This window comes from Ornithinibacillus liuyingii, assembly GCF_055550225.1.
Map to the genome: position 1 here is coordinate 44,584 of NZ_JBPWOS010000003.1, position 19,866 is coordinate 64,449.

Annotated in this window: 23 protein-coding genes; 5 read left to right on the forward strand and 18 right to left on the reverse strand. The window is 36.5% G+C overall.

Annotation, left to right across the window (positions count from 1 at the left end):
* Positions 1 to 9: 9 nt before the first annotated feature.
* Both ACSKT4_RS04770 and ACSKT4_RS04775 read right to left on the reverse strand, forming a co-directional pair.
* Positions 10 to 561, reverse strand: coding sequence for an MFS transporter (locus ACSKT4_RS04770; RefSeq protein ID WP_186870537.1), 552 nt, complete (start codon positions 559 to 561; stop codon positions 10 to 12).
* Between the two features lie 93 nt (positions 562 to 654).
* The gene (locus ACSKT4_RS04775) at positions 655 to 1,083 is read right to left on the reverse strand and encodes an ArsR/SmtB family transcription factor (RefSeq protein WP_186870538.1); all 429 of its coding nucleotides are present in this window, start codon (positions 1,081 to 1,083) and stop codon (positions 655 to 657) included.
* A 362-nt stretch (positions 1,084 to 1,445) separates the two neighbouring features.
* On the opposite strand from ACSKT4_RS04775, the gene ACSKT4_RS04780 reads away from it, so the two are divergent.
* The 3 genes from ACSKT4_RS04780 to ACSKT4_RS04790 all read left to right on the forward strand — a co-directional run bounded on the left by ACSKT4_RS04780 (position 1,446) and on the right by ACSKT4_RS04790 (position 2,899).
* Positions 1,446 to 2,000: a TetR/AcrR family transcriptional regulator gene (locus tag ACSKT4_RS04780; RefSeq protein WP_186870539.1), complete on the forward strand. Its 555-nt coding sequence runs from the start codon at positions 1,446 to 1,448 to the stop codon at positions 1,998 to 2,000.
* A gap of 21 nt (positions 2,001 to 2,021) precedes the next feature.
* The gene (locus tag ACSKT4_RS04785) at positions 2,022 to 2,384 is read left to right on the forward strand and encodes a DMT family transporter (protein ID WP_186870540.1); all 363 of its coding nucleotides are present in this window, start codon (positions 2,022 to 2,024) and stop codon (positions 2,382 to 2,384) included.
* Positions 2,385 to 2,491: 107 nt separating this feature from the next.
* The gene (locus ACSKT4_RS04790; RefSeq protein WP_186870541.1) at positions 2,492 to 2,899 is read left to right on the forward strand and encodes a YvaD family protein; all 408 of its coding nucleotides are present in this window, start codon (positions 2,492 to 2,494) and stop codon (positions 2,897 to 2,899) included.
* A 306-nt stretch (positions 2,900 to 3,205) separates the two neighbouring features.
* On the opposite strand, the gene ACSKT4_RS04795 is transcribed toward ACSKT4_RS04790, so the two are convergent.
* The 12 genes from ACSKT4_RS04795 to ACSKT4_RS04850 all read right to left on the reverse strand — a co-directional run bounded on the left by ACSKT4_RS04795 (position 3,206) and on the right by ACSKT4_RS04850 (position 14,200).
* A complete protein-coding gene (locus ACSKT4_RS04795; protein WP_343221476.1) occupies positions 3,206 to 3,718 on the reverse strand; it encodes an SGNH/GDSL hydrolase family protein in 513 nt (170 codons plus the stop codon).
* Positions 3,719 to 3,747: 29 nt separating this feature from the next.
* Complete coding sequence (locus tag ACSKT4_RS04800) at positions 3,748 to 3,903, reverse strand: hypothetical protein (protein WP_246521645.1); 156 nt, start codon at positions 3,901 to 3,903, stop codon at positions 3,748 to 3,750.
* 487 nt (positions 3,904 to 4,390) lie between these two features.
* Positions 4,391 to 4,951, reverse strand: a complete 561-nt coding sequence (locus ACSKT4_RS04805; protein WP_246521643.1) for a nitroreductase family protein — start codon at positions 4,949 to 4,951, stop codon at positions 4,391 to 4,393.
* 238 nt (positions 4,952 to 5,189) lie between these two features.
* Positions 5,190 to 6,161 (reverse strand): nucleoside hydrolase, encoded by a 972-nt coding sequence (locus tag ACSKT4_RS04810; protein WP_186870543.1) that lies wholly within the window; start codon positions 6,159 to 6,161, stop codon positions 5,190 to 5,192.
* A 225-nt stretch (positions 6,162 to 6,386) separates the two neighbouring features.
* On the reverse strand, positions 6,387 to 7,676 hold the full coding sequence (eno, locus tag ACSKT4_RS04815; RefSeq protein WP_186870544.1) for a phosphopyruvate hydratase: 1,290 nt from the start codon (positions 7,674 to 7,676) through the stop codon (positions 6,387 to 6,389).
* A gap of 17 nt (positions 7,677 to 7,693) precedes the next feature.
* Positions 7,694 to 9,232 (reverse strand): 2,3-bisphosphoglycerate-independent phosphoglycerate mutase, encoded by a 1,539-nt coding sequence (gene gpmI / locus ACSKT4_RS04820; protein ID WP_186870545.1) that lies wholly within the window; start codon positions 9,230 to 9,232, stop codon positions 7,694 to 7,696.
* Positions 9,229 to 9,987 (reverse strand): triose-phosphate isomerase, encoded by a 759-nt coding sequence (gene tpiA, locus ACSKT4_RS04825; protein ID WP_465822921.1) that lies wholly within the window; start codon positions 9,985 to 9,987, stop codon positions 9,229 to 9,231. The genes gpmI and tpiA overlap by 4 nt, the downstream gene beginning before the upstream one ends.
* 30 nt (positions 9,988 to 10,017) lie before the next feature.
* A complete protein-coding gene (locus ACSKT4_RS04830) occupies positions 10,018 to 11,199 on the reverse strand; it encodes a phosphoglycerate kinase (RefSeq protein ID WP_186870547.1) in 1,182 nt (393 codons plus the stop codon).
* 239 nt (positions 11,200 to 11,438) lie between these two features.
* Entirely contained in the window at positions 11,439 to 12,446 is a 1,008-nt protein-coding gene (gap, locus tag ACSKT4_RS04835) for a type I glyceraldehyde-3-phosphate dehydrogenase (protein ID WP_186870548.1), read from the reverse strand.
* Between the two features lie 37 nt (positions 12,447 to 12,483).
* Positions 12,484 to 13,512, reverse strand: coding sequence for a sugar-binding transcriptional regulator (locus ACSKT4_RS04840; RefSeq protein WP_186870549.1), 1,029 nt, complete (start codon positions 13,510 to 13,512; stop codon positions 12,484 to 12,486).
* Between the two features lie 153 nt (positions 13,513 to 13,665).
* A complete protein-coding gene (locus ACSKT4_RS04845) occupies positions 13,666 to 13,917 on the reverse strand; it encodes a glutaredoxin family protein (protein WP_186870550.1) in 252 nt (83 codons plus the stop codon).
* 67 nt (positions 13,918 to 13,984) lie between these two features.
* The gene (locus tag ACSKT4_RS04850; protein ID WP_186870551.1) at positions 13,985 to 14,200 is read right to left on the reverse strand and encodes a WYL domain-containing protein; all 216 of its coding nucleotides are present in this window, start codon (positions 14,198 to 14,200) and stop codon (positions 13,985 to 13,987) included.
* Between the two features lie 397 nt (positions 14,201 to 14,597).
* Between ACSKT4_RS04850 and ACSKT4_RS04855 the strand changes: the two genes are divergently transcribed.
* Together ACSKT4_RS04855 and ACSKT4_RS04860 are read left to right on the forward strand one after the other, a co-directional pair.
* The gene (locus ACSKT4_RS04855) at positions 14,598 to 14,933 is read left to right on the forward strand and encodes a hypothetical protein (protein WP_465822925.1); all 336 of its coding nucleotides are present in this window, start codon (positions 14,598 to 14,600) and stop codon (positions 14,931 to 14,933) included.
* Between the two features lie 62 nt (positions 14,934 to 14,995).
* Entirely contained in the window at positions 14,996 to 15,196 is a 201-nt protein-coding gene (locus tag ACSKT4_RS04860) for a hypothetical protein (RefSeq protein WP_186870553.1), read from the forward strand.
* Positions 15,197 to 15,409: 213 nt separating this feature from the next.
* On the opposite strand, the gene ACSKT4_RS04865 is transcribed toward ACSKT4_RS04860, so the two are convergent.
* The 4 genes from ACSKT4_RS04865 to ACSKT4_RS04880 all read right to left on the reverse strand — a co-directional run bounded on the left by ACSKT4_RS04865 (position 15,410) and on the right by ACSKT4_RS04880 (position 19,864).
* A complete protein-coding gene (locus ACSKT4_RS04865) occupies positions 15,410 to 16,264 on the reverse strand; it encodes an N-acetylmuramoyl-L-alanine amidase family protein (RefSeq protein WP_186870554.1) in 855 nt (284 codons plus the stop codon).
* Positions 16,265 to 16,358: 94 nt separating this feature from the next.
* Positions 16,359 to 16,637, reverse strand: coding sequence for a phage holin (locus tag ACSKT4_RS04870; protein ID WP_186870555.1), 279 nt, complete (start codon positions 16,635 to 16,637; stop codon positions 16,359 to 16,361).
* 40 nt (positions 16,638 to 16,677) lie between these two features.
* On the reverse strand, positions 16,678 to 16,896 hold the full coding sequence (locus tag ACSKT4_RS04875) for a BhlA/UviB family holin-like peptide (RefSeq protein WP_186870556.1): 219 nt from the start codon (positions 16,894 to 16,896) through the stop codon (positions 16,678 to 16,680).
* Positions 16,897 to 17,083: 187 nt separating this feature from the next.
* Entirely contained in the window at positions 17,084 to 19,864 is a 2,781-nt protein-coding gene (locus ACSKT4_RS04880) for a phage tail spike protein (protein ID WP_186870557.1), read from the reverse strand.
* Positions 19,865 to 19,866 lie beyond the last annotated feature (2 nt).

Sequence of the window (19,866 nt, forward strand, 5' to 3'; positions counted from 1 at the left end):
TTATATAGACTATATCGCCTTGCTCTCAATATCAGGAAGTTTTCGTAAAACAGAACTACTTAACCAATACATGCTGAAGATAATCATTGTAATACCGCAGAATAATACAGCGATTTCTGGTGCGAAGGTATCACCGATAAAACCACCAATTAAAGCACCAACAGGCATTCCTAAAGATGCTGTACTACTTAACAAGGTAATTACTCTCCCTATAAATGCTGTCTCTACCTGTTTTTGTATAGCTGAAAATACAAGAATGTTTAGTATCCCAATAGAGATTGCAACTATACTGAATAAAATCATAGATGGGACTAAAGGTAAAGTTGCTGTACCGACCCACATAATACCAGTACCAATGTATGAAAATATAATGATTTTCCCGAAATCTAATTGCCTTAATTTAGGAGTAATAATCGTACCAATCATTATTCCTGTTGACAAGGCAGCTAGATAAAATCCATACATTGCTTCTGTCCCATTTCCTTTCAAAAGGGAGAATGCGGGTAAATTGGTTGTCATGATAGTCATTGCAATGTTAATAAAAGTTATAGAGAATATCATGTTAGGAATCAATGACTAACCCATTAACAAATATACCTGTCATTAAGATTAAAAAGTTTCTTTCCCGCATAAATGGCTTTATTATTCTTTTCATTATTCCTTCTCCTCCTCGTTAGATTCTTTTATAAGAAATTCAATGGAATAAGGTGATTGTTCTTCAGTATCTTTCTCTTTATGGGATAAATGTCCATATTTAAAGAACAAATTCTCTAATTCTTCACTTAACTGAGCCACAAGTTTTTTCGACAAGTAGATATTGGTAGTTCTACCATCCATATGCCCCGGTGGAGATACTTTCTCCGGATTCTTATATATTCTAGCTCGAGCTCTATAATATTTTTCTACAATCCCCTTTTCCATATTAATACTCTCAATTTCTAGAATATCGTGTTTTAAAAGCTGCTGAATATGATAGTAAACAGTCCCATGGTTTTTTCCCACTAAATCTGCTACTTGCTTAGGTGTCATCGGCTGTTCGTAAAGATAAGCTACTATTCTAGCTCGTAAAGGATTCGATAGCACTTTTTGTTGTTATCAATTAATTTCCACCACGTTATCATTAGCCAATTTTTTTCTGTCCATTGTGATCACCACTCCTAATTAATTTATATATTTTTTTCTGAAAAAACCTAAATCAAAAAAACATTATGGACCTTAATAAATCATTTATACGAAAGTGTCCGATTAAATTAGGAACATTCGTTTCGTTTCTTCAATTTTTCATAAGTTTATAGGATTGTTTAAAAACACTCCTCATTTTATTTCATTCTTTTAGAGAATTGTTGAAAAAAACTCCTAACTCAACTATTTATTTTTCAATAGAATCAATGTATAATAATTATGGTACTATAATATTACCATTAGTACCAAGGAGGTAAATAAGTATGCATGATAGAATAATCCAAGAAGCAATTAATCTGATTCATGAGAAAGGTTTTTCATTTACTATTAGTGACTTAGTTAGGAATCTAGGAACAAGTAAACGAACCATTTATCAATATTTCGATTCTAAAGATTCTATAATTGAAGCGATAATTGAAGAATTAATCTCTGAAATCAAACTGAAAGAACAACATATATACAATAATGAGGATCTCAGCTTGATAGAAAAAATCAGAGAATTACTTATCTGCATACCGGAACAATTTCAGATAATGGATTTTCGCCTATTAATTCAACTAAAAAAGCTACATTATAACCAATGGGAAAAATTAAATAATTTTATATCACATGAATGGGACATTGTAATAGAACTTATAGAAAGAGGGATAAATGAAGGGGCAATACGCAAAATTAATATACAATTATTCATAGAGTTGTACTTAGGTGCAATCAATCAGATATATGATGCGAAATTCTCCCTCAAAAATCGTTTAACAATGAGCCAAATATTAAATTCCGCTATAGATATTCTATTAAATGGTATCTATGTAGAATAAAAAGGAAGGGAAGAAGGAGCTTTGCATTGGATATATTTAAGTTTAGCAATAATATTTGAAGTTTCTGGTACCATTTCCATGAAAATTTCGGAAGGTTTTAGTAAGGTTATACCTAGTACCATGCTTATATTATTTTATATCTGTAGTTTAATCTTCCTGACATTGACATTAAAGGATTTAGAGGTTTCCATAGCATATGCTATCTGGTCCGGTATGGGTATTGTTATTATCACAGTTATAGGGTTTGTTTATTTTAATGAAAATATTAGTTACCTGAAAGTTTTTGCTATTGCTTTAATTATTATTGGAGTAGTGACATTAAATATGACTGAAGGTCAAAAAGCTCCTACCCATAAAGATATAATGGAGCATGAATCTAACTAATTTGGGGTTCTTGTGTTAATTGGAAACTTGTTTATGGGGTTGTAGATGAGGATTAAAATTCTGACCTACATAAACAAAAACTTAATCATATGATAGGCGGTATAGAAATGAAACTATTGAAACCTTTTTTCTTAGTTACAGATATAGGTTTTATTATTTATTGGTTTGCTACCTTTTTCCACCTAATACCTAAAAGTGTTGCTTTTAAAGATTACGATAACCCTATAATTATAGCGTGGAATTGGTCCTTTTTTCCACTGGATATACTTATTTCAATTACAGGTTTGTTCAGTCTGTATTTATATAAACTGAAAAAGGATTCTTGGAAGGACTATGCGTTAATTTCCTTAGTATTAACATTCTGTTCCGGTTTACAGGCAATAGCCTACTGGGCATTCATAAGGGATTTTGATTTAATGTGGTGGGCTTTTAATTTATATCTTATGATTTATCCATTGTTCTTTCTAAGAATGTTATTAATACAAAAGAATAGTGTTTCGTTCCAAAGGTCATGATTAGCCATCAGAGCATGTTTAACAAGTTATTACATTGGATTTAAATATTTCTAGATAGTGGTACTACCTTTTAAGGTATTGCTTAATTAAACAATTTATCCAAATAGCTCGAGGCTTTCCAAATTGTAGATCGAGGCTGTTGTTTTCATTATTTATCTAAGCTCCTAGTAACTGCATCTTCTTCATTTATATCACAGATAGTATAAACACAGCCCCTACATGACATAATCCTTACCTATTCATGAAGTGAAGCCTATTACAATATCATTTTTTTTCGTTTCATTAGAAATTAACATTGAAAAAACTCTATTCACTATTGTTTTCCGTATTGCCACTGTATAAAATTTGATCAATCAAGGATGTGTATTCTTCAGCCACTATCTTAGCGCCACGACTATTTAAATGAATGCCATCTAATGTCAAATAAAGACCTCGCTTAGTAGATAATCGATCAATTCGGGATGGATTTTTATAAAAGAGTACATCCTTCATTACTCTGATAACACTGGTACCAATGTATTCAGAGCTACTAACTTTAGATAGGTACTTCTCAAACACAGAATGCATATTTAAGAATGTAACAGTTGGATGTTTAGTAGAAATGGATTCCATAATAGTAGACAACCGATTTAATTCAATATTTGACGAGTTCTCTATATTCTCACCCACTATTGCCGGTGTTACAACAACCACATGTTTAGAAGCAGGAATCACATAATCTAATACTTTATTGAAGTAATCACTAAATTCTTGGTGATTTTCGGCTATAGGTTGGGCTTTAACCTTCAACAATTTAGTATAAACATCATTAACCCCGATCCAGAGGAATAGTAAGTCATAGTCCGTATCTAATTTGGATTTAGATAAACGTGTATATAAACTTTTAACTGATTTTTTCCAAGATTTGCAAAGGAGATTGACGGGTGCTTGCCTTCAAGTATAGTAATAAAAGATACTCCAGGGCGTCCTTCGGTTAAACTGTCACCAATTAGTCCTACTTTCATTTTAGTCCCTCCTTTTTTTTGTTCGTTTGTACAAAGTAATCATTTCTAACTCTTAGGTATCTAGCCATAATCCCACCGATACAGTACAATTATCTATATTACAGGCTTCAAACTCAGATAGATAAAATTGTTGCTTAGTACATATATCTAATTTTGCTTTCTCACTGTCGTAACGCGCTTAATTCACCCTCCTCTCAAATTGAATCAACGTTCTAATTTAATTATAAGTGATTTAGTTAAAATAAAGACTACTTTATAAATAATGGCCGGATTTTTGTATCAATTTACAAATTTAATTCCAAAAATGGATATAGTCACTCGTGTTATTTCGTAAGCGACATGTATTCTGTCCTAAAAGATAGTGAGTATAGACAGTTACAGTGAACAACCGAAACCTTAACTAATCTCATATTTACTTTTTTGGCACTCTCTTTCACTCAATTCAAACCTGATTTCTCTCCTGGTTCTTATTATCACTCGTTTCATATCAATCTATTATTTCCATTTTATGATCAATCGGTGTTCTCCCTTTGCTCTTTGGAACTTTCTTTGGATAGCCAATTTGCATAACTGCTGCGATTTTATCCTTTTCAATATCTAGTCCTATCTCATCATAAAAATTAGCGTCATGCATATATGGTGTAATAGTCCAGAGCATCCCTACACCTAATTCCCAAGCTGCAAGCTGAGCATTTTGAATAAATGCACACACTGCTGAGTATTCTTCTTCATACCGAACAGGATCATTCTCTTTTTCAAAATAGATAACGGCATGATGTGGAATTGCCATGAGGAATGATTTCATAGAAGCCATCGTTTTATCCTGGTCTTTTTTTAGCATTCCCATTCTTAAGTAGCTATTGAGAATAGACCAGATTAACATTTCTTTTCCTTTACCTTGAAAAAGCTTGATTCTCCATGGTTCCTTCATATAATGCGTAGGGGCATAGGACCCATATGTAAAAATCTCATTTAATAGCTTCATATCTACTTCTTTTTCCTGAAAAGAGTGGATACTTCTCCGATCCTTAATAATATCCAATACCATAATTTCCCCCATCTCTAACACAGATTGTAGTTTTATTATAAAGATAAATTATATGTTATGCTAATCCATTAAGAAAAGTACAAGGCCAAGGTTTAGAATGTACGAACGACTGATTTCTAGAAGATACAGTAACACGGTGAGCATGAGGAAGCCGCTGTAAAATCTAAGCGTCAGGTGTTAGGATACTTTGTTTATTGTTTCTTTTAAAAAGGAGTACTACAACAGTACTCCCAAAGAATTAAAATTGCTGCCCGGACATAGTCGTCATAAAATCAATGAAGAACCGCTTATAATCAAAGTCTACCGCAATACGATGTCTTTTAATCTCTTTCCCTGCTTCCTCTTCTAAACTTCCGAATGGACGGATATCGGCGATACTTTGACCACGTTCAGTCCCCTGAGTAGCCTGTACTATGTGGACAGGAAGCTCTTGAAAAGTAAACATATCCCCCCGATTTACCGCCATCAAGGTTAGTACATCATGTAATGGTGCACCTTGTACATTAGGATTTCTTTCCCTATAGTACTCATAATAGTAATCAATCATAGGTTTAACAATATCAATTGGCCCCACTTGGTCAATATAGTCTACCATTTGTTGTGTAGCTATTGCCCTTTCTGTAACATTTAATGGGATAATCGTCACATTATCCGCATAGGTTAAGACAATTTGTGCTGCTACTGGATCACCGTGAAAGTTCGCCTCAGACACCGCTGTAACGTTTCCTGGTACCCAAAATGCTCCACCCATTATATAGATTGCTTTTACTTTTTCCATTGTTAATGGATAGAGAAGATACAATGTAGCAAGTGAGGTTAATCTTCCAATATTGACAATGTTAAGTTCACCTTCATATTGGTCAATAATCCCTATAATTTCATAAAAGTTTTCCAGCTCTGGCAATGGATCCTCAGTTGTTGGAGGAGTAATTGGGCCCAACCCATATTCCCCATGAATCTCTGGTACAAAGTCCGGTAATTCGGCTGTCATTGGATTTTCTGCACCTGCTATAATTGGTGTATCTTGAGCTTCTTCTGTGACGACAATGGACTTTAAATATTGTACAGTTCTTAATGCATTCTCCCTTGGGATGTTCCCATAGTCTGTAACAATCCCCACAATCTCGATATCATCATTTATATACCCATATAAAAGTGCAGTAATATCATCTACCCCTATGTCTGCAAAAACTAACACTTTCTCAGCCAAATGTTATCGCCCTTTCTAAAAGCCTTAATTATTATAGCCTATTAAATACCGATTGTGTCCGTGACCAACTATTTTACGGTTTTTGAAGCATCGGGCATATTTTTACATAAAAAGCATCTGGTATTCCAAAAAAATAAACGCATTAGCTCTCATCCATTAGCTAATGCGTTAACTCCATTTACCTGTATAAAAAAAGACTGCGTCACCGCAGTCTTTTGCAAGTATTTATTTATTTTTCAAGTTATAAAATGCATTTAGTCCAGCATATTGACCCATGCCAGCTAATTCATCTTCAATACGTAGTAATTGATTGTATTTCGCTACACGATCAGTACGGGACGGTGCACCAGTTTTGATTTGGCCAGCGTTAGTTGCTACAGCGATATCAGCGATCGTAGCATCTTCCGTTTCACCAGAACGGTGAGATACAACTGCTGTATAACCAGCACGCTTCGCCATTTCAATTGCATCAAAAGTTTCTGTTAATGTACCAATTTGGTTTACCTTGATTAGGATAGAGTTTCCTACGCCTTGTTCGATACCTTGTGCAAGTTTTTTCGTATTTGTAACGAATAAATCATCACCAACAAGCTGTACTTTGTTTCCTAGGCGCTCTGTAAGTAATTTATGACCTTCCCAGTCATTTTCATCTAAGCCGTCTTCAATAGAAATGATTGGATATTTATTAACCATTTCTTCGTACCAGTCTACCATTTCTGCAGAAGTACGTGTTACGCCTTCACCTTTAAGAACATATTTACCATCTTCATACATTTCAGAAGATGCAACATCCATTGCTAATTTAACTTCTTCACCAGGCTTATAACCTGCTGCTTCAATAGCTTCAACAATTGTTTGTAGTGCTTCTTCGTTTGAGCTTAAGTTAGGAGCGAATCCACCTTCATCCCCAACAGCAGTATTATAGCCTTTAGACTTTAATACATTTTTAAGAGAATGGAAAATTTCTGCACCAGTGCGAAGTGCTTCCTTGAATGTAGGAGCTGCAACTGGCATGATCATGAATTCTTGTATATCAACGTTGTTATCAGCATGCTCTCCACCATTTACGATGTTCATCATAGGAGTTGGAAGAGTTTTACCATTAAATCCACCTAAATAGTTGTATAAAGGTACTTCTAGGAAGTTAGCTGCTGCATGTGCTACAGCCATAGATACTCCAAGGATAGCATTAGCACCTAATTTCCCTTTGTTTTCTGTACCATCAAGGTCAATCATTAAAGCATCGATAATGTTTTGACGAGTTACATCTAAACCGATTAATTCTGGTGCAATGATTTCATTTACATTATGAACTGCTTTTTCTACACCTTTTCCAAGATAGCGACCTTTATCACCATCACGAAGTTCTACTGCTTCATATTCACCTGTGGATGCTCCACTTGGTACCATTGCTGAACCGAAAGCTCCTGATTCTGTATAAACTTCTACCTCAACTGTTGGATTTCCTCGTGAATCTAATACTTCGCGTGCGTATACGTCTGTAATGTATGGCATAATTTTTTTCTCTCCTTTTACTTTTTAATCAGGGATGTCCCTGTCATTTCTTTTGGTTTTTCAATATCTAATAAATCAAGCATTGTCGGTGCTAGATCTGCTAGAATCCCGCCATCGCGTAATTCTATTTCATCCTTCGTAACAATTACTGGAACCGGATTAGTAGTATGGGCTGTCATCGGATTGCCCTCTAATGTAACGACTTCATCTGAATTACCATGATCTGCTGTAATAATAGCATGCCCACCTAACTCAATTATTTTGTCCACTACTTTTCCTAGACATTCATCTACTGCCTCGATTGCCTTAATTGTAGGTTCAAGCATACCAGAATGTCCAACCATATCTGGGTTAGCAAAGTTTAAGATAATGGCATTTACATCACCATTGTCTAATTCTTCTAGCAGTGCATCGGTTACTTCATAAGCACTCATCTCTGGTTTTAAATCATATGTTGCCACTTTTGGTGAATCAATTAGGATGCGCTTCTCTCCAGGAAACTCTTGTTCACGTCCACCACTCATGAAGAAGGTAACATGTGGATATTTTTCTGTTTCCGCAATACGAAGCTGCTTCATGTTATTTTGTGCTAATACTTCTCCAATTGTATTATCTAAGTTAGTTGGTTTGTAGGCAACAAATCCATCAATAGATTCACTGAATTGAGTAAGCATAACAAAATCTAAGTTTTTCGGAACTCCTGGTCCACGGTCAAAGTCACGGAAGTCTTCATTAGCAAATGTACGAGATATTTGGATTGCTCTATCCGGACGGAAGTTAAAGAAGATAATAGAATCCTCATCCTCAACCTTTCCAACTGGTTGACCATTCTCATCTGTAATGACAGAAGGAATGACGAACTCATCATAGATACCATTTTGGTAAGAGTCTTCTACCACTTCAAGTGGATGGTTATAACTTGGTCCCTCACCATAAACCATAGCGTCATACGCTTTTTTAACACGGTCCCAGCGCTTATCGCGGTCCATTGAATAATAACGTCCAGAAACGGTAGCAATTTCTCCTACGCCTAGCTCTTGCATTTTTTGTTCCGTTTGTTCAATATAACCTTTTGCTGTCTGAGGTCCAACATCACGACCGTCAAGGAATGCATGTACATACACTTTATCTAGACCTTGATCACTTGCTAGCTTCAGTAATGCAAATAAGTGATCAATATGGCTATGAACACCACCATCAGATAACAAACCAAAGATGTGTAGTGCTTTATTCTTCTCTTTGGCGCGATGGATCGATTTAAGAAAGGCTTCGTTTTCGAAAAAATCACCTTCACGAATCGATAAATTGACACGGGTAAGACTTTGGTACACGATACGTCCTGCACCAATATTTAAATGTCCAACCTCAGAGTTACCCATCTGACCTTCTGGTAGTCCCACCGCTTCTCCACTAGCCTTTAATTGATTATGTGCATACGTATTCCAGTAGCGGTCAAAGTTCGGTTTATTAGCTTGTTCTACCGCATTACCTTTTACCTCATTACGGATAGCAAATCCATCAAGGATTATTAATGCAGCTAATTTGTCTTGACTCATTTTGTACCTGCCTCCACAAGCTGTAAGAAGGAATCAGCTTCTAAACTTGCACCACCAACTAAAGCGCCATCGATATCAGATTGTGCTAATAATTCATCCACGTTAGAAGGTTTAACACTTCCACCATATTGGATAACTACAGCTTCAGCAGTTGCTTCATCTGTTAGTGATTTCACTACGTTTCGAATGTGTGTACATACTTCGTTTGCATCTTCGTTGGATGCTGTTTTGCCAGTACCGATTGCCCATACTGGTTCATAAGCAATGATAGTCTGTGCTACTTGATCGTTAGTAAGACCTTCTAGCGCCTTTTTAACTTGTGTTTCTACTAATGACATCGTTTCATTAGCTTCACGTTGTTCTAAAGTTTCTCCAACACAAACAATTGGAGTTAGACCATGGTTAAATGCAGCATGGGTCTTTTTATTTACTGTTTCATCAGTCTCCGCGAAATACTCTCGTCGTTCTGAGTGGCCAATAACTACATGGCTAACGCCTAAGTCTTTTAACATTACCGGACTTACTTCACCTGTAAATGCACCATTATCTTCAAAATGCATGTTTTGCGCACTAATCTTAAGATTAGTTCCTTTTGTTTTTTCCACTAAAGTTGCAAGATGTGGAAAAGGAGCACATACAATCGCTTCTACTTTTTCATCAGCAGGAATAGATTTTACAACTTCATCCACAAACTGTGTTGCTTCCGTAAGAGTTTTATTCATTTTCCAGTTACCTGCAATTACTCTTTTACGCATGGTATCACCTCTATTAAAGAATTGTGAAACTTATTTATTCGTTAGGGCTTCAACACCTGGTAGAACTTTACCTTCCATAAATTCCAAGGATGCTCCACCACCAGTTGATACGTGGTCCATTTTATCTGCTAAGTCAAACTTCTCAACAGCTGCAGCAGAATCTCCACCACCAATAACGGTATAACCTTCTGTTTCTGCTAATGCCTCGGCCACTGCTTTCGTACCATTAGCAAATACATTTAATTCAAATACACCCATAGGTCCGTTCCAAATCACTAGTTTAGAATCTTTTACGATTTGAGCATACTTTTCTCTTGTTTTCGGACCAATGTCAAGTGCTTCCCAATCTGAAGGAATTTCAGATGTGGATACGATCTTTGTATTAGCTTCCTCTGAGAAATCATCTGCAACGACTACATCTTCAGGTAACACAAAATTAACGCCTTTTTCTTCCGCTTTTTTCATAAATTCTTTTGCTAAATCAATTTTGTCTTCCTCAAGAAGGGATTTTCCTATTTCATGCCCTTGTGCTTTAACAAAGGTGTATGCCAGGCCACCACCAATAATCAAATTATCTACTTTATCTAATAGATTATCAATTACGCCAATTTTATCCTTAACCTTTGCTCCACCAATAATTGCCGTGAATGGACGGTCAGGATTCTCCAGTGCCTTACCTAATACAGAAAGTTCTTTTTCCATCAGGAAACCAGCAGCAGATGTAAGCTTTTCAGCAATACCTGCAGTCGATGCATGTGCGCGGTGTGCCGCTCCAAAAGCATCGTTAACATAAACATCAGCCATATTTGCAAAAGCTTCAGCTAGCGCAGGATCATTTTTTTCTTCTCCAGCTTCAAAACGCACATTTTCAAGAAGCAATAAATCACCATCTTGTAATCCAGAAATAGCTTCATCTACTTCAGATCCATAAACAGAATCGGTTTTTACAACTTCTTTTCCAATTAAATCACTTAAACGCTTCGCAACTGCGTCTAAACGTAGTTCATCTACAGCCTGACCTTTAGGACGACCAAGATGACTAGCTAAAATTACTTTTGCACCTTGCTCAGATAAATAGGTAATGGTTGGTAAAGCAGCTTTAATGCGTGTATCGTCTGTTACTTCTCCATCTTTCATAGGTACGTTAAAATCTACACGGCAGAAAACTTTTTTCCCTTTTAAATCAAGGTCTTTTACTGTTAGTTTATTCATTGGATTCCCTCCTTAAAAAGACTCCTATTCGCATGGAATTTTATACGAATATGCTTATTACGTCATACGTTAAATACTTTCCTTCCCACGAACAACATTACGTTGCCAGCGTGTGGGATAAAGATATGTAAGCTTTAAAATTGGTAGGTTTCCCTAGTCCTTGTTTCTTAACTCAGAGCGTACTAAAATTACATGAGAAAAGGAGGAGAATGTATTCCTCCACCTTTTGCCCATTTAACTTATAGTCCTTTTTGTCCCATGAAAGCAACTAGGTCAACAACACGAGTTGAGTAACCCATTTCGTTGTCATACCATGAAAGAACTTTAACCATGTTTCCTTCCATTACCATAGTTGATAGACCATCTAGGATAGAAGAATGTGTGTTTCCAACAATATCAGAAGATACTAGTGGAGCTTCACTGTATTCAAAGATTCCTTTAAGTTCACCTTCTGCTGCTTCTTTGAACGCTTGGTTCACTTCTTCAGCAGTAACATCTTTTTCTACTTCTGCTACTAAGTCTACCATAGAACCGTCTGGAACTGGTACACGAACAGCCATACCATTTAATTTACCTTGTAACTCTGGTAATACTAGAGAAACTGCCTTTGCAGCACCAGTAGTTGTAGGAATAATGTTTTCAGCTGCCGCACGTGCACGACGATAATCTTTGTGTGGTAAGTCAAGAATTTGTTGGTCATTTGTATATGCGTGAACAGTTGTCATTAGACCACGTTTAATTCCGAATTTATCGTTAAGCACTTTTGCAAATGGTGCTAAACAGTTTGTTGTACAAGAAGCATTTGATACGATATGGTGCTGACTTGGATCATATTGATCTTGGTTAACACCCATTACGATAGTTAAATCTTCATTTTTCGCAGGAGCTGAGATGATTACTTTCTTCGCACCAGCATCAATATGTTTTTGAGAAGAATCACGATCAACGAAGCGACCAGTAGATTCAACTACTACTTCAACACCAAGCTCGCCCCATGGAAGATTGCCTGGGTCACGCTCAGCTAATACCTTAATTTCTTTTCCACCAACAACGATGTTAGAACCGTTAACGGATACTTCTTCCTCTAATACACCATGTACTGAGTCATATTTTAATAGATGTGCAAGCATATTAGCATCTGTTAAGTCATTTACTGCTACGATTTCTACATCGTCTCTTTTTAGTGCTTGACGAAATACATTACGTCCAATACGACCAAAACCATTAATACCAACTTTTACTGCCATTGTATATTCCTCCTAAAATTCTATAAGTATTATTTATTTAAAGGGAAGTATCCCTTAAAATCTGTTCCGCAGCTGCCTCATCCGTAATGAGCACATTGCTTGTACCATGCTTGAAATAGGATTCGATTGCTTTAGCCTTCGATTTACCACCAGCAACGGTAACCACATGTTTCATCGACTCTAAATCCTCTAACTGCAATCCAACAGTACGCACCTTGTGAACAACATTACCTTGCTGATCAAAGTAGTAACCAAATGCTTCACTAACTGCATTTTCCTCTACTAGCTTTTCCCTTAATTCATGTGGTGTCTTTCGGCGCTCTGCCATCGTCAATGCATCTCCAATTCCATGTAAGACAATATCAGCATTTTTTATAAGCTGTAAGACTTCTATTATAGAAGGCTCCTGGATGATGTTTTGATAGGAAGAGTCACTAATTGGATCTGGGACATAAAGTAGACGATAATCTCCCTGTGCTTTACGGGACATTTGTGCCACAATCGTATTGGCTTGGTTTTCCATTTTCTCTCCAATGCCACCACGTGCTGGTACAAATAGGCAATTATTTTCTAATTCGAACGGTGTCATTACACTTGCAACAGAAGCCATCGTCGTTCCACCTGTTACAGCAATCGTAGCATTGGGCGATATAATCTTTTTAAGATATGAGACACAAGCTTTTCCCATCTCTTGTTTAACCCATTCTGCGTCATCACTGTTTCCTGGAACTACAATAACATTCTCTACTTGTAATGTTTCCTTAATTCGATTTTCTAAAACAGTTAAGCCCATTATTTCACTCATAAATTGATTGAGTTGTTCTAGAACCTTTTCACCTTGTTCCGTAACAAGCATACCCTTTGTCGTAACTTCTAATAACCCCTGTTCGTAAAGTAAATCAATTTCACTTCGAACCTGTCTTTCCGTTAATTGACTACTTTCCGCAAGACCTCTTCTACCAATAGGTTGATAGAGGTTTACCGTGCGCAACAGAGAGAATCTGGTTTGCATTACTTCTAACAAGTCAGGTATGAGCTTTTTCTGTAGGTCGAATATTTCTTTCATGACATTACCCCTTTAGAATCGGGAACAAAAATGTCCCACGCATTCTTATGGTGTCCCACATGTCCCAAAAAAATACACATAGTAGAATCCTATGTACATTATTATCATATCATAATGCGTAAAATATACAACCAATATGATTGTAAATTATCCTTATTTCTTTTGTAAATTCACATTCAAGGTTGTTTCAACCGAATTGTAGTCAATCTGTTCACAATTCAACTGAACTCCATTTATTTCGATTACTGGAATGGATAAATGATAGCTTTCTAACCATTCGTCATTTGTATAAATATCTCGTTTCTCGATTTCAAAATGATAATCCTGTTGGAACATTCCTAGTAATGCTTCAGCGCTATCACAAAGAGAACAGTTTTCTTTCGTGTAGAATATGACTTTTTCCATTAGGGCACCTTCTATATTTAACTTTTCTAAGACCATAGTATACAATACAAACCAATAAATCCAAAAATTATGCTCCTACATGGTTAGAAATTGCACCAGTAGATAATATATTGTCTAGTTTAAAGGTTCTTATTTTCTTACGCCAATAGCAATAAGCCAACATATAATCCTGGTTCATACTTAATACCCGAATAAAACGTTTAGAAACATTATTATGTCGATCGATATAGAAAATAATTATTTTCTCTTTGTTTTCCATTGAACGTAGAAACAGCCTCTTCATAGCCAAAGCCTCCCGATAGGAACGTTTGTTCTCATTATATCATTTAGAACATGTTGAAGCAAGGCTATGTTTTATAAAACTCTATAGCACTTAGTACTTATATAATACGTACTAAGTCATTTATAGAACGCCTATCCAAACGTCAATTTTAAATCTTTTTTATAGAAATCTACTAAACTAAAATGATAAAATAATATGCGATTATAAGTATAAAGAACTAATTATAATTCCCTAAACGCTAATTATTTTATTCAATAAAATATAATAAAGAGTGATATCATGCCAAAATCAAAAATTGCTGTAGCTTATGAGATAGTTTGTAGTTACCCTACAAGATTTAAATATACCAAAAGAATAAAGAGTCTGGGGAATTTTGAAGGAAAGAAGGGATTAGTCAATGACGACCGAAAGAATTCAAACTCATAAGAGGAGAATATCTTTTTTTGATGGAGGATTAGTACAGTACATCGGGTGGCGAATAGCAGGTTGGTTAGTTACTATTTTTACTTTAGGAATTTGCTATCCTTGGGCAGTTACAATGATTTATGGTTGGAAAATCAATCATACCGTAGTTGAAGGGAAAAGACTGAAGTTTAATGGTACTGCTATTGGTCTATTTGGGAATTGGATTAAGTGGTGGTTTTTAACAATAATCACGCTTGGAATCTATGGTTTCTGGGTGTTTATAAAACTAGAAAATTGGAAAGTAAAACATACTACATTTGAAAATTAAACCTAGATAACTACATTTAGTTGCCCATACTCTCTAATAAATTGTAGAAGATAGGTGTTGAAATGAAGTTCAAAAAACCAAAATCTCCTATTTCAAAAGTTAAATCTAGCGTAAAAAGGTCAGTGAACAAGACAGTTGTACCAGGTTATGGTAAAGGCGGAGCAACTGCTTTAAGTAATCCAAAGAAATACGTAAAGAAAAGACTGTTAGGACAACCACTGTCTAAAAAAAGGAAAAAAGGATTACTTTCATTGTTCAAATAGGAACCATTAAGGGATGCATTTAGTTGCATCCCTTAACTACATACCAAATACTCCCGTGTCGATTATCAACTTTCGGAAGAATCTTTTAAGTATCTAAGATTACAATTATGACTGACTAGTGAATACATATCTGAGAGCACTAGATTTATTAGAGAAAGCCCCAATTCTAATAACTGGGGCTTTTGATTACTTCTAGATTACACAGTAAATTACTTACCTAACTCTCAAACGGTCGCCTGGACGAATAACATCACTTGTCATTCCATTCAAGCTCTTAATAGCTTCAACTGTAGTATTATACTGTTGTGCGATACCCCACAATGTTTCCCCAGATTGGACAATGTGGTAAACTACCCCACCACTGACAATCAGAACCTGGCCTGGATAAATGGTATCACCTGTAAGACCGTTTAAATCCTTTAATTGTTGTACCGTCATATTATGGGCTTGGGCAATACTCCACAATGTATCACCAGGCTGTACTGTGTAAGTATTAGTTCCTCCATTATCTTTCCTTCTTAATCCAAAATGAGAAGCAATGGCATCAGCTAGTGCCTTCCCTGTTCGATCCATTACGATATCATCACGCATTTTGACAATATCAATGGTGGAATCCATAAACCCACCTTCAATTAGAATTGCTGGCATATTGGATTCACGAAGCATATGGAAGTTTTCCGATTTAATACCACGATCTCGTAAGCCCATTGCACCAACTATAGCCGGGTGAATTTTTCTTGCTAAAGCAAGACCAGTAGAAGAACCAGGATAATGGTAGGTTTCAGTACCAGTCCAAGTACCCCATTGACCTGTGTTAGCGTTGTGATGATAAGATACCAAAATATCTGCACCTTCACTATTTGCCTTATTCGTACGTGCTGTTAAAGATACATCGGTGTTCCCAGTTGGGTCATCTAAACGAATAATAATGGCATTTTCATATTCATTCAAATACCTAGTAGCTGCAACTACTACTTTGTTGTTGAAATACCATTCCCTTTCACCATCCGGAGTTCTTTTCCCCGGTGTATTCATACCATGTCCTGCGTCTAATGCGATTTTAGCCATAAACAATCTCCTCCTAATATTTTTTATATTAAAAAAGTGACTTGCCCATTTGGACTAGCCACTTATTTAATCCGTTAGTTTTTGTATCGTAATATTACACATCATCTCTCGGTTTTTGATATGTTCTTGCTTGTACACTATCACTTAAGCCCTTGGTTGTCGGATCAATCAGTGCATTCCAAACACTTACCAATACTAGTGCCAATACATATGGATTAGAGATTGCTTGTGCAAGAACATCCCCCATTATCACCCATGTAGTTAAATCCTCAAATTTAATACCTAAATAGCTGATAATGGGTAACAAGATTGCTAGAATAAGCTGGGCATAGAATACTGGATTACTAAATCTAACTTTCCAGTTAATCTTCAACCTTCATCACCTCCCCTCAGAAGGCGATAAAAAAGAGCCCTTACCGTGGTGGTAAACGCTCTTCAATATCATCCAGCTTAGTTATAACAATGTCATACTTCGTGCTAAATCCTTTTAATATTTCGTTTTGATCATCGATTGTTTGATAGAGTTGTTTCTCTCTTTCATTTGCCTCTTTTCTACTTGTATAAAAAAGCCAAACAAAAAGAACCGCAAATGGTCCTTGTGTAAGAAAGTATTGAATTAATGTTTCATCCATGGTTACCTCCTCTATTGTATGGCATAAAAATTAACCCCTTCTATACTCGAGTTAGTTCTTTAATCCCTCAACTAGTAAGATTGGGGATTGGGTATTACTGTAGATCTTTCTCAAAACAATAGCATGTTGTCAACCACTGCACTCTTAGAGTAACCAAAAGTGTCCAAAATTAAATAAGTACTTCCTTTTAATTAACTGCTAAGAAGGTTATTCCAGATAGTGACACGAAGGAGCCGCCACCTCTATTTAGAACAATTCTACCATCAGGGTATACATAGACTCTTGCAGAATCGGCCATACTATGGGCGCAAGAAAATATGAGAGTAGCTGATGGTCTATATCCGACTGGCAAGCGGGCGATAATAGTGCCCGAAGCCCCACTTTTGATAAGACCACTCACATGCACAATGCCATCTGCTGACTTTACAGCTTTAGCGATTTCAAAACTACCGCCATAGTTTTCCCAACCGTTGAGCAGACTAAGATTAGTAGTGGCAGAAGTGCCTATTTTACCTAGAACCTTCAAGTCCCTAACCGCCAGATCTCTGTATTCAGTGTCATTCGCATTCCTAACTTGTAATTGTTCCACTGCCCCATTTAGGAATTTAAGACCTATTTTGCCCGATTCCAGGAATCCATGATTTAAGAGTTCTTTAAATTGAAATGAAAATTTACTGTTAGAAATTAGGTCCGAGATGTCTAATCGCGTCGTTCTCATATTGGTATAACCACTATCCAACATAATACTGCCACCATTTCCATCATATAAGAATAGGATTGTCAATTCCTCTTGTGCGGAGTATATACCTTGTATATATGGCACTTTGCCTGAAGTATTAGGATTGAAATAAATTGTCTTAGTTCCTGCTCCATTGCCCATAAAAATATTGTCTCCCACTTTTAAATCGGTTGCTACCTTTATTTCAGTCTGTGACTCAATACTACCACCAGTAATTTTGACACCTGTAATTTCCCCACCAGTTACTTTGCCAAGTGTTGCCGATATGGCGGATAGCTCCCTGATATTTAAAGTGTCTGCATCGAATTGAGAGGTTGTCCAGGTATTACCATTCCATCTTTTGATAGCGATGATTTCAGTCATAGCCACATTGGTCTGGAACCAAGTAGTGTTAATAGCTGGATTGCTTGGTGGCATCGGTCCCATATGGGCTATTCCGTCTTTACCAGCTGGTCCTTGAGGTCCGATATCACCCTTAGGACCTGGGTCTCCCTTGTCCCCTTTGTCTCCTTTGATTTTCGTCCAGGTATACCTAGTAGGGTCGTTTGAGTCAGCTTTAACGAAATCAGTATAATTACCGATATACAATTTGTTAGAAGAGTCTGTAGTACTGAATCCACTGCGTCCATCAGCACTATTCGCATATGCCACATGGAAGTAAGGTGTTCTTCCGTCCTCCCCTGGTGGTCCTGGTACACCCTGTGAGCCATCACGTCCCTTAACTAATGTCCACTTATAGTGACTAGGATTGGTTGAGTCCTGTGAATTAAAGTCTACATACATACCAATATATTCTCTGTCTGGGTTGTTAGTGCTAAAATCAACAGTACCATCTGAACTATTAGCATAAGCTATGTGTGTGTAAGGGGTTTGTCCATCTTCACCCGGAGGCCCTGGTATTCCTTGATCACCTTTTGGCCCTTGTGGACCGGTATCTCCTTTTTCCCCTTTTATAGTTGTCCATTCCTGTAATTCCTCATCCCACAATTTCAATTGTGCTGGACTTTGGCTAGTATCAATCCACTTAGGGTGTTCTATTGGATTTGGAGGAATTACTTGCTCAGGAATTTGTTTTTCCGCAAAATCTTCTACAAAAAGATGTATAGAAAGTTCAGCTATCCTTACTTTCCTATCAATTTCATCACGAATAGCTTTCCAGTTATTTTGGACCTGTTCGACGGTATATTCTATAAAGTCTCCGAGCTCAACCTTTTTACTTGCTGGATTAAAGATATTCCGATTTTGCTTATAAATACGGGCTTCTACGAACAAGGGCGGATTAAACGTAGTATCTTTTATTTTTACAATATCACCAAAACGAATCCTTTTATTTTCCATTCTGGTTATATGTTCTAAATCTATGATATTGGCTTCATAGCTTACAATTGCGTTAATACGTTTTTTTAACTCGGCTTTACCAAGTCTAATAAGATTTTCCTCAGTCATATCACGGCCTTCGGATTGAGGTTCATATATACTTACTATATGCTGACCTCTGCGCCCCCATCGTTCTAGTGCTTCTTTATCCTCTACATACACTTCTAATCGTGTACCGTCTTCCATTTCAGGTCCTAAGCATAAGAGGGCTGTTACAATTTCACTGGAATCTTCCTTCCTTCTAATACCTTGAAGGTCTTTTCCGAACTCTACGTGTCTACCTCTCCATCCGCCTACTCGCTCAACTAAATCTACATATCTTTTAGTGATTCGATTGCTATTTATTTCAACCCTAAAGTCTAGTTCTAGTTCAAACTCTGTAGCTAGTTTTTTTAAAGCAGAAAATGGATCAGTGTAATTATCGAAAGAAATTGCTCGCAATCCTTTGTAAGCAACATTGCCCGCCTCTATCTCTGTACCGGCTAGAATTTCTCTAACATGTACTTCCGCTGACTGTTGGGCTGTTTTTGTAGGTGATACTACTTTTGCCCCTATCAGCTCTTGAAATGAAGCTAAAGCAGTTACATCAATAAGATTTACACCATCACTATCGCGATATCGATCAGTCAACTTAATAACAAATTCCCGGTACTCACCATCTTCACCGGGAATAACTAATCTGTTTTTATCTGTTAGATGTTGCGAATAACGTCTGTCAGCAAATGCAGTAAACTTAAATGTTTCAAGCATAGCTGACATATCACGTTCATGAATATTGTCAATTACATCCTGTTTATTTATCCAATCTAAAAAGTCATCAGTTTGACCATCTATTATGAAAATTTTAGTCAAAG